This window comes from Saccharomonospora iraqiensis subsp. paurometabolica YIM 90007 (assembly GCF_000231035.2).
In the GTDB taxonomy this organism is placed as follows: domain Bacteria; phylum Actinomycetota; class Actinomycetes; order Mycobacteriales; family Pseudonocardiaceae; genus Saccharomonospora; species Saccharomonospora paurometabolica.
Genome location: NZ_KI912238.1, coordinates 140508 through 155652 on the forward strand (window position 1 = coordinate 140508; position 15145 = coordinate 155652).

Consider the following 15145-nt stretch of genomic DNA (forward strand, 5'->3'; position numbering starts at 1 on the left):
GCCCGGAGGGGACCGGCCGCTCCGGACGTTCGACCGCGTCCAGCTCCCGGTCGGCCCAGTCGTTGACCGCCATCCCGGCCCAGTGCAACGCCACCGACGCGAGCGGCAGCACGCACCGCCGCCCCCGCAGCGGCGCACCCGCCGCCACCGCCCCCGCGACACTGTCCCCCACCACACTCAACGCCGCCGGCCCCCGCACCAACTCCACGAGGTCGGTCACCCGGGGTGGTGCCGTGAAGGGCACCTTTCCTGCGTGTGGCGCGGTGAGGGGCACATTCGCTGCGTGTGACGCAGGGAATGTGCCCCTCACGACAACACCCGGCCGGGCGATCACAGGGATCCCGCCCAGTCGCGGAGGGTGGTGAACTGGGTGGCGAGGCGGTGTTCGTCGGTGCCGAGGGGGTCCTTGAAGAAGAAGGCCAACTCGGCCAGGGGGCCCGCGTGGTGGGCGGTGTGGGCCGCCGCGGTGAACCGGGCGAGGTCCAGCACCAGCGGGGCGGCCAGGGAGGAGTCGTAGCCGCTCCAGGTGAGCTGGAGACTCATCCGCGCCCCGAGGAACCCCTCGAACGACACGTGGTCCCAGGCGATCTTCTGTTCCCCGAGGTCCGGCACGTTGTCGATGTGCAGCGGGGCGGACACGTCGGCGTCGTCGAGCATCGCGGCCAGTCCGCGGCCCTTCGACGCCAGCTTGCTGCCCGCGTGGTCGGCGTCGGCGAGGGTCTGCCCGTCCCCGCCGCCGAGGAGGTTGGTGCCCGCCCACGACCGCACCCGCAGCCCCCGGGTGGTGAACAGCGGGGCCAGCGTGCTGCGCAGCAGGGTCTGCCCGGTCTTGCCGTCCGAGCCCGCGTACGGCAGGCCCTCCCGACGCGCGAGCTCCGCCAGCGCGGGCAGCCGGACACCGGTGGACGGCGTGAAGTCGACGAACGGGCACCCCGCGCGCAGGGCGGCGTAGGCAGCCACCGAGCTCGGCGGCAGGACCGTCCGCGTCGGCTCCGCCAGCGCGGGTTCCAGCGCGTCGAGCGTGTCGTGTTCGGCCAGCGCCGGGAACACCGGTTCGGTGGACGAGACGTTGAGCACCACGACGCGGGCGAGTCCGTGCCGCCGGGCGAACGCGGTGATCTCGTCCGCGAGTCTCGCTGCCGCGTCGGCCTGGCTGCCGGCATGGGTCGCGGGGTGGTACCCGGGCCGCACCTCGGAGTCCACGGCGGACAGACCGGAGCGGACCGTCGCGAACACCCGGTGCGGGATCAGCCCCGACTCGGTGAGCTGCTCCGCCCGCTTCTCCACCGGGGTGTCGACCACGTCGTGCCCGCCGATCCGGATCTCGTCCCAGTCCGGCAGCGGCACCGCGGCGAAGTCCTGTCGGGCGCTGACACAGCCGACCGGGTCGACCAGTCCGGCACGCAGTGCGAGCAGTCCCACGATCGCCGTGGTGGCGACCGAACCGCGCGCACCGATCAACCACAACCCTGTGGGCGCCATGATGCACCAACCTCAGTTCCTGTGTACTTGTCACGGCGGGACGCGGCGCACCGCGTGCCGCCGGGGTCAGACCTTCTCACGATCCACCCGGGTCCGGTCGGTCCGACGCGCTGGCCGACCGGGGTCCGCGGTGGGTGGCCGCCGTCGGACGACGGCCACCCACCGCGCTCCCGTCAGGAGGCCGGCGGCAACGGCGCGCTGCCGTCGAGATGCCCGACGACGGCCTCACCGTCGCGCACCAGCGTGTCCCGCACCCCCTCGTCGCCGACCCGTCCGGCCGTCTCGACGAACGTCCGCAGGGCACGCACCGCCCGCTCGGTACCCTCGCCGTCGGCGCCCTCGGCGCCCTCGGCACCCTCACCGACGGCCCGACGGGCCCGGTCCAGGTGCGCCCGCAGCGGCGCCGACTCGCCCTGTTCCAGGCGCCCGGCGTCGCCGAACCGGGTCAGCAGCGCATCGAGGTCATCGAGCGAGGTCGTCGTGGTGAACCCGACCGAGTGCTCGGTGGTGTTGCCCGCTTCGTCGGTGGCGGACACGGTGAGCGTGTGCTCGCCGAGCGGCAGGGTGTGCAGCGGCACGGTCGTTCCCGATTCGATCGGCTCGCCGTCGAGGGTCGCCGACCGCTCGGCCACACCGGAGTCGTCGTGCACCCGCCACGTCGGCGTCAGGTCCGTGGCGTCCCCGTAGACGGCCCCGTCCGCGACCCCGTCGACCGACACGGTCGGCGGAGTCCCGTCGAGCTCGCGGATCTGCACGTCGCGGAACCACACGTCGTCAACGTCACCGTGGTTCTGCAGCCCCACGTAGCCCCGGGTGAGGTCCCGCTCCGGGTCGGTGCTGACGAAATCGTTGATCAGCGTGCCGTTGAGCAACACCTCGATCCGCTGACCACGGACCACGATCTCGTAGGAGTTCCACTCCCCCGGCGGGTTGAGCGCGGCGTCGCGGGCCTCGATGTCGGCCGCCTGGAAGTCGTAGATGGCCCCGGTCGTGTTCTCCGGTGCGTCCGAGGGGTCGATCTGGATCTCGTAACCCTCGTTCACGGCCACCCACGGGTCGTCGCCCGGATCCGGGAAGCCGACGAACACGCCGGAGTTGTCGTCTCCGGCCATCTTCCAATCCAGCTTGAGGCTGTAGGCGCCGAACTCCTGCTCGTGCCAGAGCAGCCCCATCCCGCCGACCGTGCGCACCGTGCAGTCGCCGGTGTGCTCGAACGAACCGGGGCCGGACTGCCGCCAGCCGTCGAGACTGCCCGCCGTCCCGTCGAAGAGCATCCGGTAGCCCTCATCCGGGGCCGTGGGTTCGCACTCCGGCGGGGCCTCCGGCGCGGACACGCCGTCGCCGGTGAACCGCAACTCGTCCACGTCGAACAATCCTCCGGTCCCGGTGCCGCGGAACACCAGGTACAGCGGCGCGGTATCACCCGGATCAGTGACCGGGACGGGATCGAGGTCGACGTAGTTCTCGTAACCACCGGTGTTCGGCACCTCGGTGGTGTGCACCACCGGGCCGTCCACGGTGCCGTGCCGCAGTTCAATGGTGCCGCCCGGTCCGCCGGAGGACACGCGGTAGCCGACGGCGTCGACCCCGGTGAGGTTCGCCGGATCGATCTGGATCCAGTCCCCGTCGTCGATGTAGCCGACCCGCTGCCCGCCCCGGGCGCCGTCCGCGGCGACGACCTCGACGCCCTCGTGGGCGTCGAAGAACTCGGCCTGCTTCACCTTCGGTTGCAGCACCACCTCGTCCGAGCCGGTCAGCGGGGGAACCTCCCCGGCCCCGCCGGTGTCGGTGTAGCTGACGTTGAGCACCCCGAAGATGTCGGCGTCGAGTCCGTGTCCCTCGTCCGCGGGTGTCTCGATCACGCCGGAACACCCGGAGGCCTCGGACAGCGGGTGCCCGTGCCGGTCATGGCCGAGGACGTACTCGACGTGGACCCGGGAACAGTCGATCTCCCCGTCCTCCGGGTCGGTCACCGACACCTCGAACGGCACCTCGTCACCGAACCCGAAGAATCCACCCTGGGCCGGTGTCTCCAGCGTCACGGACGGTTCGGTGTTGCCGACGGTGACGACCACGCTCGCCGAGCCGGTGAGCCCGGTCCCGTCGGTGACCGCCAACCGCGCCGTGTACTGCCCGTTGTCAGCGTAGGTGTGCGTCACCGGGCCCGCCTCGGTGGAGTCGGTCTCCCCGTCCCCGTCGAAGTCCCAGGCGTAGGACAACTGTCCCCCGTCCGGATCGCCGGTACCGGACGGGTCGAAGGCGACCTCCAGCGGCGCCTGCCCGGAGGTGTTCTCCGCCGACAGGGACACCTCCGGGGTGCGGTTGCCCTTGGTGTAGTCGATCCGGTACACGGCCGAGTCCGGCGCGCCACCGAAGTAGCCGCTGCCGTAGTCGAGCACGTACAGCGACCCGTCCGGGCCGAACTCGATGTTCATCGGCCGGGTCAGCTCCATCGAGGAGAAGAACGGCTCGATCGCTCCCGGCTGTCCGTCCGGTCCGACCTCGATGGTGTTGATCCAGCCCCGGTCCCACTCGTAGGCGAAGTTCTTCCCGTCGTAGAACTCGGGGAACTTCGTGACCGAGTCGAGCTCCGGGTCGAAGTTGTAGACGGGCCCGCCCATCGGCGACTCCCCGCCGTCGCCGAACTCCGGCACCGAGCCGCCGTCGTACGGGATCCACGCGGGCTGCGCGGGCGGCAGTTCGGTGCGGCCGGTGTTGTTCGGGCTGTCGTTCCGCGGGGCCGCGCAGTCGAACTCGGCACCCGACTCACCGGAGGCGAAGTCGTAGTCGTGGTAGGCCTGGTTGTCCCCGACGCAGTAGGGCCACCCGTAGTTGCCGGGCCCGGTGATCAAATTGAACTCCACCGTGCCCGCGGGTCCGCGCTCCGGGTCCGCCGACCCGGCGTCCGGTCCGTAGTCACCCAGATGGATCCAGCCGGTCTCGTGGTCGACGGCGAACCGGAACGGGTTGCGCAAGCCCATCGCGTAGATCTCCGGGCGGGTGTTGTCCGTACCCGGTTCGAACAGGTTGCCCTCGGGGATCGTGTAGCTGCCGTCCTCGCCCACGCTGATCCGCAGCAGTTTCCCGCGCAGGTCGTTGGTGTTGGCCGCGCTGCGCTGGGCGTCGAACGCGGGATTGCGGTCGGCGCGTTCGTCGAGCGGGCTGTAGCCGTCCGAGGCGAACGGGTTCGTGTCGTCGCCGGTGGACAGCAACAGGTTCCCGTCCGCGTCGAAGTCGATCTCGCCGCCCGCGTGGCAGCAGATGCCCCGGTCGGCCTCGACCCGCATGATCTGCTGTTCACTGGTCAGATTCAACGTTCCGGCGTCGGTCAACTTGAAGCGGGACAACTGGTTGTGCCCCTCGAACGGCGCGAAGTCCTCGGCGGTGCCGGTCTCCGGCGCGTCCCCGGACGGGGTGTCCAGCGGGGGCGCGTAGTACAGGTACACCCACCGGTTCGTCGCGAAGTCCGGGTCGATGGCGATGCCCTGCAACCCGTCCTCGTCGTGGTTGTAGACGTCGAGTTCGGCCGCCAGCGAGGTGCGGCCCTCCGGTGTCGTCAGGAACACCCGGCCGTCGCGCGAGGTGTGCAGCACCCGGCGGTCCGGCAGGACACTCAGGGCCATCGGTTCCCCGGTGGAGTCGGCGCCCTGCGCGAGGGTGATCTGGTCGAAGTCGTCGTCGGCCGGCTCCCCACCCGGGTCGCCGGAGGTGGAACAGTCCGCGTCGGCGAGTCCGGCGGCGTAGCGGATGCCGCCCGCCAGGTGGCCGAGGAACGCGGGTTCGTCGTAGGACGCCTCGGTGTGTCCCCCGCCGGTGTACCAGGCGCGTCCGCCCTGGTTCTCGTGGCACCACGCGATCGGGTGATCGTCGCCCATCGCGCCCGTGCCGGGGTCGTAGCTGCTCTCGTCGAGGGCGGCCAGCACCCGCACGTCCTGTCGCGGGTTCTCCCGGTAGTTGTACCACTCGTCGGTGCGGGTCCACTGCTCCGGCAGATCCGCTGTGGACGGATGGTCGCGGTCCTCGACGAGGGTGGTCGCTTCCTGGATGTGCGGGTGGGAATCGAACCAGGCACCCACCAGGTCGCCGTACCACGGCCAGTCATACTCGGTGTCCGAGGCCGCGTGCACACCGGCGTACCCGCCGCCGTCGGCGACGTAGCGTTCGAACGCCGCCTGCTGGTCGGCGTCGAGTACGTCGCCCGTGGTGGACAGCCACACCACCGCGTCGTAGTTGTCGAGGTTGTCGTCGGTGAAGGCGGTCGCGTCCTCGGTGGCGTCCACCGCGAACCCGTGTTCCGCGCCCAGATTCTCGATCGCCGCGATCCCCGTGGGGATCGAGCCGTGCCGGTACCCCGCCGTCTTGGAGAAGACGAGCACGCTCGCCTCCTGTGCCGTGGCCGCGCGCTCGGGTGCACCGTCGGCCGGGGCGGCGAGTGCCGTGCCCGACCCGCCCAGAACGGTGCCGAGCGCGAGCATCGCCGCCCCGATCCGCCGTCCGCGGCGTGGGGCCGTGCGTCTGTTCCCGGTACTGCTGCTTCGTTGCACTGGTACCTACTCCCGTCAGCCTGCCAACCCGTCGTGCCGTCCGTACCCGGTGTGCTCCCACCTCCCGTCCCGCCGTCCCCGGCACGGCCGACCCCGTGCCGTGTCCGGCACATCGACCCGGTGCCGTTTCCGGCACATCGACCCGGTGCCGCGTCGTGTCGGGTGTCCGTGCGCCGGTCAGACCCGGACGAACGCCGAGTCCGCGGCCGCGCTGTGCTGCACCGCCTCCAGCACGCCCTGGACCCGCAGGCCGTCACCGAAGCCCGGCTCCGGGGGCGTGTCCGTGGCGAGCGCGGTGACCAGGTCAACGACCTCGTGGGTGAAGGTGTGTTCGTAGCCGAGCAGGTGGCCCGGGGGCCACCAGGCACCGAGGTAGGGGTGGGTGGGCTCGGTGACCACGATCCGCCGGAAGCCGGCCGTGTCCGGATCGTCGGTGGCGTCGTGGAACCACAACTCGTTCATCGACTCGAAGTCGAACGACAGGCTGCCGCGCGAGCCGTTCAGCTCCAGCCGCATGGCGTTCTTCCGGCCGAGCGCGTACCGGGTCGCCTCGAAACTGCCCACCGCACCGCCGGAGAACCGGGCGGTGAACACCGCGCAGTCGTCGACCGTCACGGGTTCGGTCCCGCCCGTTCCGGAGCGGCGTTGCCGGACGAAGGTCTCGGTCAGCGCGGACACCCCCTCGATCCCCTGCCCGGTGACGAACTGGGCGGCGTCGACGACGTGCGCCCCGATGTCGCCCAGCGCCCCGGACCCGGCCTGTTCCCGGCGCAGCCGCCAGGTCATCGGCGAGTCCGCGTCGGAGAGCCAGTCCTGCAGGTACATCGCCCGCACATGCCGCAGCTCGCCGAGCCGCCCCTCCGACACGAGTTTCCGGGCCAGCGCCAGCGCGGGGACCCGGCGGTAGTTGAAGGCGACCATGGCGTGCACCCCGCGGGCACGGGCCTCGTCGGCGGCGGCCGACATCCGTCGTGCCTCGTCGAGCGAGTTCGCGAGCGGCTTCTCGCACAGCACGTGTTTGCCCGCGGCCAACGCGGCCACGGCGATCTCGGCGTGGGTGTCCCCGGGCGTGCAGATGTCGACGAGGTCGACGTCGTCCCGCCGCAGGAGCGCGCGCCAGTCGGTCTCCGCCGAGTGCCATCCGAACCGCTCCGCCGCCGCGGCGGTGCGGTCCGGGTCCCGTCCGCAGACGGCCACCATCCGCGGACTCACGGGAAGGTCGAAGAAGCGTCCGGCGCTGCGCCAGGCGTGCGAGTGCGCCGCGCCCATGAAGGAGTGCCCCACCATGGCCACGCCGAGCGTGCCCGTGGGTCGTGTGGTCGGCGTCGCGGTGCGCGCCGCGGAGAGGTGCTGTGTCACGAGTCGAACCCAACGTCGAGGTAGGAGTCCACATTGTCCTTCGTCACGACCGCCGAGTACGTCGTGATCTCCGAGGGGATCTCGTGCTCGGCGAGGTCGGACAGGCCCTTGTTCTGCCCGAGCAGGCGGGCCATCGACAGCGCCGACGAGGCCATCGACGGGCTGTACAGTACGGTGGCCTTGACCGGCCCGGAGTCGGCCTTGATCAGATCCATCATGTTGCGCGATCCCGCGCCACCGACGAGGAAGAAGTCGTCCCGGCCCGCGGCCTCGATCGCGGCCACCACCCCGATCCCCTGGTCGTCGTCGTGGTTCCACAGCGCGTCCAGATCCGGTGCGCTCTGCAACAGGTTCGCCGTCTGCTCCTGACCGGTCTGCGGGGTGAACTCCGCGGCGACCCGCGGCCCCACCCGGAAGCCGTGCGTGGTCAGCGCATCGGCGAAGCCCTTGCTGCGCTGCTGGGTGAGCGGCAGGGAGTCGATCCCGGCGACCTCACCGATCACCGGGTCGCGCACGTTGTCGGCCTTGAGGCGCTCGGCGATGTAGTTGCCCGCGTTGACGCCCATCCGGTAGTTGTCCCCGCCGATCCACGTCCGGTACGCCAGCGGCGTGTCGAAGACCCGGTCCACATTGATCACCGGGATGCCGCGGTCCATGGCCCTGCGTCCCACGGGCGTGAGCGCCTTGCCGTCGAACGGGAGGACCACCAGCACGTCCACGTCGTTGTTGATGAGCGATTCGACCTGGGCGATCTGCTGGTTGACGTCGTTGGTGCCCTCGGTGGCCTCCAGGGTGACGTCGGAGTAGCGGCCCGCCGACTCCCGTGCGTTGATCGTCATGGCGGCCATCCAGCCGTGGTCGGCGGCGGGTGCGGAGAAGCCGATGGTCACCGGTGGGCCCGGCTCGGTGTTGTCGGCACGGTCACCGGCCGGTTGCTGCTCGCCGTCCGCGGACCGTTCGTTGGAGGTGCAGCCCGCGAGGACCGCACCCGCCCCGACCCCCGCGGCGGAGAGCAAGAATCCGCGGCGGGCGACGTTGTTTCGGATCATGTCGTACTCCCGGTGGGTCGAGTTGCCGGATCGTCGGAGGACTCCTGTTCGGGTGGTTCCGGTGGTGGTTCCGCCGCCTTCCCCGCGCCCCGGCGCCCGAGGGTCGTGTTCTGCAACAGCACGGCGGCGACGATGATCGCGCCCTTGACGATGCTCTGGATGTCGGTGTCCAGGTTGTTCTGGGTGAACACGTTGCTGAGCACCGTGAAGATCAAAACGCCGACGAGCGTCCCGATCAGACTGCCGCGTCCCCCGGTCAGCAGCGTGCCCCCGATGACGACCGCGGCGATCGCGTCGAGTTCCCAGAGCAGACCGACGGTGGACGCCCCGGAGTTCGTGCGCGAGATCACCATGACCGCGGCGATCCCGCAACACAGCCCGCTGATGCCGTACACCAGGGCGGTGTGTCGCCGGACGTTGATCCCGGACAACCGCGCCGCCTCGGCGTTGCCCCCGATGGCGAACGTGCGTCTGCCGAAGGTGGTGCGGTTGAGCACGACCCATCCGACGACGAACACCCCGGCCAGCATCCACACCAGGACCGGGATTCCGAGCAGCGACGCGCCGAAGAAGTCGGTGAACCCCGTTCCGGTGACGACCTGCGTCTGCCGCCCGCTGATCCGCTCGGCCAGACCGCGCGCCGAGGCCATCATCGCCAGCGTCATGATGAACGGCACGACCTTGCCGTAGGAGATCAGCACACCGTTCACCAGACCGGTGCCCAGGCCCACCAGCAGGGCGCAGACCACCATGACCGCGGGCCCGTACGACTGGGTCGCCACGGTGGTGGCCCACACACTCGCCAGGGCGGCGATCGAGCCGACGGACAGGTCGATCCCGCCCGCGAGGATCACGAAGGTCATCCCGACGGCGACCACGCCGATCGGCGCGGACGCCCGCAGCATCGTGGACAGGTTCGCCCCGGTGAAGAAGGTGTCCGGGTTGGTCACCACGCCGACCACGCACAGCAGCACCAGCACACCGGTCAGCCCCAGCAGCCGCACGTCCACCATGCGCCGTCGAGGCCGTCCGCCCGTGCCTGCCCGCCGCACGGGGGGACGGTCCAGGGTCTCGGTCACGCCGTACTCCCTTCCATCACCATGTCGAGCACGTCGGCCTCGCTCGTCGTGTCGGCGGGGCGCTCGGCCAGTACCCGGCCCTCCCGCAGCACCAGCACCCGGTCGGCCAGGGCGAGTACCTCGGGGATCTCGCTGGAGACGACCACCACGGCCACCCCCTCGGCGGCGAGTTCGTGGATCAGCCGGTACAACTCGGCGCGCGCCCCGGCGTCCACGCCCCGCGTCGGTTCGTCCAGCAGCAGCACCCGGCAGCCCCGGACCAGCCACCGCGCCAGCACCACCTTCTGCTGGTTCCCGCCGGAGAGCGTGCGGGCCTGCCGGTGCGGATCGGCGGGCCGGAGGTCGAGGCGCTCCAACGTGGACGCCGTCACGGCGGTCTCGGCCCCCGGCAGGGAGAAGCCGAATCTGCTGTAGGCGGGCAGGCTGGCCAGCGTCACGTTGTCGGCCACCGACATGTCGGACAGCAGCGCCTGGCTCTTGCGCTCCTCGGGCGCCAGCCCCACACCCGCGGCCACGGCGGAGGCCACACTGCCGGGACGCAGCCGGGTCCCCGCGACGGAGACCGTGCCGCGGTCGGGCCTGCGGGCACCGAAGACGGTCTCCAGGATCTCGCTGCGGCCCGACCCCATGAGGCCCGCCAATCCGACGACCTCGCCCGCACGCACCCGGAACGACACGTCGTCGAACTCACCGCGCCGTGCGAGACCGGCGACCTCCAGCAGGACGTCGCCGTGGGCGCCCGGCTCCCGCTCCGTCCCACGGGACGCGGTCCGCACCGCACGACCCGCCATCAGATCGACCAGTTCGGACGTCGTGTGTTCCTCCGCGTCGAGGCCGGTGGCCACCGTGCGCCCGTCCTTGAGCACGGTGACCCGGTCGCCGATCCGGCGGATCTCCTCCAGGCGGTGCGAGATGTAGACGACGGCGACACCCTGGTCGGTCAGCTCACCGAGGATGCGGAAGAGGTTGTCCACCTCGTCGGCGGCGAGGGCGGCCGTCGGTTCGTCCGCCACGAGCAGGCGCGCGTCGTGCGCGAGTGCCCGGGCCATGGACACCAGCTGTTGCCCCGCGGCCGGGAGGTCACCGACCTCGTCGTCCGGGCCGATCTCACCGTGGCCCAGGCGGTCGAGCAGCGCGGCCGTCTCCGCGCGGGCGGCGGCGCGGCGGAGGAAACCGTGCCGGGACCGCTCGTGGCCGAGGAAGACGTTCTCGGCCACCGACAGGCCCGGGACCAGGTCGAGCTCCTGGTACATGGTCGCGATGCCGTGCCGGAGCGCGGCCACCGGGGACGGCAGGGCAACGGCCCCGCCCCGCCACACGATCTCGCCGGCGTCCGGCTGGTGCGCCCCGGAGAGCGTCTTGATCAGGGTCGACTTGCCCGCGCCGTTCTGCCCGAGCAGGCAGTGCACCTCACCCGGCCGGACCTCGAGATCCACACCGTCCAGTGCGCGCACCCCGGGGAAGCGCTTCACGATCCCCCGCATCTCCAGCAGGGGGGCGTCCGACGCATCGGGGCTCGCGTCGTGCGAACTTATATCCACGTCAGCCCTACTTTCTTCTTCGGCATGCAAAAGTAGGGTGAGTCGGACCACCCGTCAAGGGGCAGGAGTGTCAGGCCGGGGCAGACTTCGGGCGCGGTCAGGACGGTGACCAGCGGGTCACCGGGACGAGCGGGTGGTTCTCACCAGGTGAAGGTCATGTGCCGGAACTCCGGCCACAGCCGTTCCCAGGACGCCGTGCGCTCCTCGGCGAGCCAGATCGGCTCGCCCTGGTTGCCGTTGTTGACCGCGCGTCCGTTGTCGATCCGGCGGAGCAGGCGCAGCTCCTCGAAATAACGGCTCAGCCGCTCGCGGTCGGACCCGACGAACAGGGTCGCGCCCGCGGACTCCGGGGGGCTGCCGAAGTAGTGGAACCCCCGGCTGCCGCTGTAGGGCCGGGGCAGGTCCGGCCGGAAGTGTTCGACGGCGGCGGCCTGCCAGTAGGTCTCGGTGACGATCGCGGTCGCCGCCCGTGTGTCCGGCGGCAGCGAGTGGTAGGCACCGGCCACGTCGTCGGCCACCTGCGGCCAGCCGAACTCCTCCAGCTCCATGTTCATCGGGCTGTAGGGCTCGCCCGCGTAGGCCGAGATCGGTTGGACCGGCAGCCAGCTGATCGCCACCGCGGCGGAGACGGCGTAGGCCCCCGCGACCACCGGTTTCCACTGCACCGGCCGCAGGTGGGTGAACATCCGGTCCAGCCGGGTCGCCGCGACCGCGAAGCACAGCGCGAACAGTCCGCCCACGTAGTACGGCCTGCCCTCGGTGAGCCAGAACACGGCCGTGACGACGAGCACGGTGATGCCGAGGAACCGGTACGCGCGCAGCTCCGGGTCCCGCAGCAGCCACCAGGTGCCGAGCACCACCAGCACCGCACCGACGCCGATCCCGGCCTGCTCCAACGCCATCGGCAGGAAGGTCAACCTACCCCCGGCGTAGGACACCTCGTCGGCGACGATGCGGTTCATCTCCACCTGCGGCCACCCGTGCCGGGCCTGCCAGATCAGCGTGGGCACCGAGACGGCCACCGCCACCGCGGCGCCGACCCACAGCAGCGGCCTGCGCAGCAGCGCACGCGGCCCCACCAGGAACACCGAGGCCGCCACCGCGATCCAGAACACCGGAATGAGGAACTTGACCTGCAGGTCGATCGCCGTGACCACACCCGCGACGAGCAGCAGCCGGTCGTCCCGCAGGCGCACCCAGCGCACGAGCAGCCAGACGACGACCGTCCAGAGGAACACGTCGACCATGTGGGTGGCGAGGATGTGGCCCGCCCCGGCCAGCAGGAACGGGGAGCAGGCGTAGGCGCCGGCCGCCATCGCCTGGGCGCGCGGACCGCCGCCGAACTCGCGCGCGGTCAGCCCGGCCACGACGATGCCGAGCCCGGTCAGCAGGACGGCGGGCAGCCGCAGGCCCACCACCGAACCGGGGAACAGGGTGTCCATCGCCCGGGCCAGCAGCGGCAGCAGCGGCGGCTGATCGGCGTATCCCCAGTCCAGGTGTCTGCCCGCGGCCAGGAAGTACAGCTCGTCACCGTGGTAGCCGTACCGCCCGGCGAAGGCCAGCAGCACCGCCATCGCCGCACCCGCGATCGCCCACACCGGCACCCGGGCGAACTGCGGTACGGCCATGCCGGAGAACCCTAACCTCCCCGACCCCGTCCCCCCACCACCCGCGAGTCGCCGCCCCGTGCCCGCGAGTCGACGCTCGGTACCCGCGAGTCGACGCTCGGTGCCCGGGAGTTGCCGCTCGGTGCCCGGGAGTTGCCGCTCGGTGTCGGCGCCCCGATGTTCCGTGCCCACGGGTCGGGGCTCGGTGTCCTCGGGCACCTCTCCGGTACCGGGACGCGGTCCGGACACCGGGGGGTCACCGGCCCTGTTCGGAAGGGTCAACTCGCGCTCCCACAGGGTCGACTCGCGGGCATGGGGCGGCAACTCGCGGGCATGGGTGGGGGGTCACATGTTGATCATGTGGCCCGCGAGGCCGTGGACGGCTTCCTTGACCGCCTCGCCGAGGGTGGGGTGGGCGTGCACGTTGCGGGCGAGTTCGTGCACGGTGAGGTCCCACTGCTGGGCCAGGGTGAGCTCCGGCAGCAGCTCGGTGACCTCGGGGCCGATGAGGTGCGCCCCGAGCAGCTCACCGTGCCGGGCGTCGCTGAGGATCTTCGCGAAGCCGACGGTGTCGCCGAGGCCGTGCGCCTTGCCGTTGGCCGTGAAGGGGAACTTCGTCACCCGCACGTCGTGGCCCTCGGCACGCGCCTGCTCCTCGGAGAGGCCGAAACTGGCCACCTGGGGCTGGCAGTAGGTCGCGCGGGGGATCATGCGGTAGTCCAGTTCCATCGTCTCCGCGTCGCCGATCGTCTCGGCGGCGACGAGGCCCTGCGACTCGGCGGTGTGGGCCAGCATGAGCTTCGCGGTCACGTCGCCGATCGCGAAGATGTGCCCCACGCTGGTGCGGCACCGGCCGTCGATCTCGATGGCGCCCTGTCCGGTCAGCGCGACCCCGGTGTTCTCCAAACCGTAGCCCTCCACGGTCGGCCGGAACCCGATCGCCTGCATCACCTTGTCGGTCTCCAGCACCCGCCGCTGGTCGCCGTCGGAGACGGTGACCGTGACCCGCTCGCCGGTGTCGTCGATCGACTCGACGCGGGTGGAGGTGAACACGTCGATGCCCAACCGGCGGTACCGGCGGGCGAGCTCGGCCGAGACCTCCTCGTCCTCGGCGGGGACCAGCCGGTCGAGGAACTCGACGATCGTGACGTGGACCCCGTAATTGTGCAGTACGTAGGCGAACTCGACCCCGACGGCCCCCGCGCCGCAGATCACGATGTCGTCCGGCAGCTCCGCGGTGAGGATCTGCTCCTCGTAGGTGACCACCCGGTCGGTGACCGAGGTGCCCGGCAGCAGCTTCGCCGTCGCCCCGGCCGCGATGATGCAGTGGTCGAAGGTGACGGTGTCCACCGCACCGTCGGTGCCGCGCACCTCGATCGTGGTGTCGTCGACGAAGCTGCCCCGCCCGTTGTACTCGGTGATGGCGTTCTTCTTCATCAGGTAGTGCACGCCCTTGACCCGACCGTCCGCGGCCTTGCGGCTGCGCTGGTAGGCGGCCGTGTAGTCGAATGTGACCTCCCCGTCGACGTGGATGCCGAAGGTCCGCGCCTGCGTGGTGAACAGGTGCGCCAGCTCGGCGTTGCGCAGCAGCGCCTTCGACGGGATGCATCCGACGTTGAGGCAGACACCGCCCCAGTAGCGCTCCTCGATGACGGTGGTGTCCAGCCCGAGTTGGGCCGCCCGCACGGCGGCCGTGTAGCCGCCGGGGCCCGCGCCCAGCACCACGACGTCGAAGTGTTCGCTCATGCCGTGATTATGCCCGCCTCAGGCGTCCGGCGGGGGTTGGTCACGCACCTCGGCGAGCAGGTCGGTGATCGCGGCCATGATCCGGTCGGTGGCCTCCCGGAGCTGGGCCGCGCCGGGACGGTCGGACTCCAGGTCGGACAGGTCGACCGGCGGTCCGGCGGCGAGGTGCAGCGTGGGCCGCGGCACCACCCGTGGCAGTGACCTCCCCACCGGCAGCAGGTGCTGGGTGCCCCAGCAGGCGACCGGGACCACGGGCGTCCCGGTGGTCAGGGCCATCCGGGCCAGACCGGTCTTGCCCTCGCTCGGCCACCCGTCGGCCCGATCTCCGAAGGTGCCCTCGGGGAAGACCACGACACACTCGCCCGCACGGACGGAGGCGACCGCCTGCCGGTAGGCGTCCAGCGCGCTGGACCGCCCGCGGTGGACCGGGAGGTGCCTGCCCGAGGACATCACCGACCGCACCACCGGCACCGTCCACAGATCCGCCTTCGCGAAGAAGCGCGGGACCCGCCGCGCGGTGAGGCCGAACAGCGTCACCGCGATCGGATCGGCGTAGGAGAGGTGGTTGCTCGCCACGAGCACGCCCCCGCGCCGGGGCAGGTGCCTGCGGCCCCGCAGCCGCCACCGGGTGGTCAGCGCGAGCACCGGGGCGATCACCTCGATCGCCAGGCCGTACCAGAAGCCGCGGCCGCGCCGGGGGAACCGGCCGATCAGGCGCAGCTTGGCCACGGCACGCCC

At 71.4% G+C, this 15145-nt stretch carries 9 protein-coding genes and 1 pseudogene; all 10 read right to left on the minus strand.

What is annotated here, in order from left to right:
• Positions 1-220, minus strand: a pseudogene (locus SACPADRAFT_RS27460) (SCO3242 family prenyltransferase); the annotation flags it as partial.
• Between the two features lie 110 nt (positions 221-330).
• On the minus strand, positions 331-1482 hold the full coding sequence (locus SACPADRAFT_RS0212890; RefSeq protein WP_007024481.1) for an inositol-3-phosphate synthase: 1152 nt from the start codon (positions 1480-1482) through the stop codon (positions 331-333).
• Positions 1483-1655: 173 nt separating this feature from the next.
• Entirely contained in the window at positions 1656-5957 is a 4302-nt protein-coding gene (locus SACPADRAFT_RS0212895) for a ThuA domain-containing protein (RefSeq protein ID WP_007024482.1), read from the minus strand.
• Positions 5958-6203: 246 nt separating this feature from the next.
• The gene (locus tag SACPADRAFT_RS0212900) at positions 6204-7385 is read right to left on the minus strand and encodes a Gfo/Idh/MocA family protein (protein WP_007024483.1); all 1182 of its coding nucleotides are present in this window, start codon (positions 7383-7385) and stop codon (positions 6204-6206) included.
• Positions 7382-8434, minus strand: coding sequence for a substrate-binding domain-containing protein (locus SACPADRAFT_RS0212905; protein WP_007024484.1), 1053 nt, complete (start codon positions 8432-8434; stop codon positions 7382-7384). The genes SACPADRAFT_RS0212900 and SACPADRAFT_RS0212905 overlap by 4 nt, the downstream gene beginning before the upstream one ends.
• Positions 8431-9513, minus strand: coding sequence for an ABC transporter permease (locus SACPADRAFT_RS0212910; protein ID WP_007024485.1), 1083 nt, complete (start codon positions 9511-9513; stop codon positions 8431-8433). The genes SACPADRAFT_RS0212905 and SACPADRAFT_RS0212910 overlap by 4 nt, the downstream gene beginning before the upstream one ends.
• Positions 9510-10997, minus strand: a complete 1488-nt coding sequence (locus tag SACPADRAFT_RS0212915; RefSeq protein WP_028662436.1) for a sugar ABC transporter ATP-binding protein — start codon at positions 10995-10997, stop codon at positions 9510-9512. Before SACPADRAFT_RS0212915 ends, SACPADRAFT_RS0212910 begins: the two co-directional genes overlap by 4 nt.
• Positions 10998-11194: 197 nt before the next feature.
• Complete coding sequence (locus SACPADRAFT_RS0212920) at positions 11195-12682, minus strand: ArnT family glycosyltransferase (RefSeq protein WP_007024487.1); 1488 nt, start codon at positions 12680-12682, stop codon at positions 11195-11197.
• 324 nt (positions 12683-13006) lie between these two features.
• Complete coding sequence (gene lpdA, locus SACPADRAFT_RS0212925) at positions 13007-14407, minus strand: dihydrolipoyl dehydrogenase (protein ID WP_007024488.1); 1401 nt, start codon at positions 14405-14407, stop codon at positions 13007-13009.
• An 18-nt stretch (positions 14408-14425) separates the two neighbouring features.
• Positions 14426-15136 carry a lysophospholipid acyltransferase family protein gene (locus tag SACPADRAFT_RS0212930; RefSeq protein WP_154663808.1) on the minus strand — a complete coding sequence of 237 codons (711 nt, stop codon included), beginning with the start codon at positions 15134-15136 and terminating at the stop codon, positions 14426-14428.
• Between the last annotated feature and the right edge of the window lie 9 nt (positions 15137-15145).

What these genes read in the sequence shown, in the direction of transcription:
- SACPADRAFT_RS0212890 (WP_007024481.1), bottom strand. Translation starts at nt 1,482, where the DNA reads ATGGCGCCCACAGGGTTGTGGTTGATCGGTGCGCGCGGTTCGGTCGCC.
- SACPADRAFT_RS0212895 (WP_007024482.1), bottom strand. Translation starts at nt 5,957, where the DNA reads ATGCTCGCGCTCGGCACCGTTCTGGGCGGGTCGGGCACGGCACTCGCC.
- SACPADRAFT_RS0212905 (WP_007024484.1), bottom strand. Translation starts at nt 8,434, where the DNA reads ATGATCCGAAACAACGTCGCCCGCCGCGGATTCTTGCTCTCCGCCGCG.
- SACPADRAFT_RS0212915 (WP_028662436.1), bottom strand. Translation starts at nt 10,997, where the DNA reads ATGCGGGGGATCGTGAAGCGCTTCCCCGGGGTGCGCGCACTGGACGGT.
- SACPADRAFT_RS0212920 (WP_007024487.1), bottom strand. Translation starts at nt 12,682, where the DNA reads ATGGCCGTACCGCAGTTCGCCCGGGTGCCGGTGTGGGCGATCGCGGGT.
- lpdA (WP_007024488.1), bottom strand. Translation starts at nt 14,407, where the DNA reads ATGAGCGAACACTTCGACGTCGTGGTGCTGGGCGCGGGCCCCGGCGGC.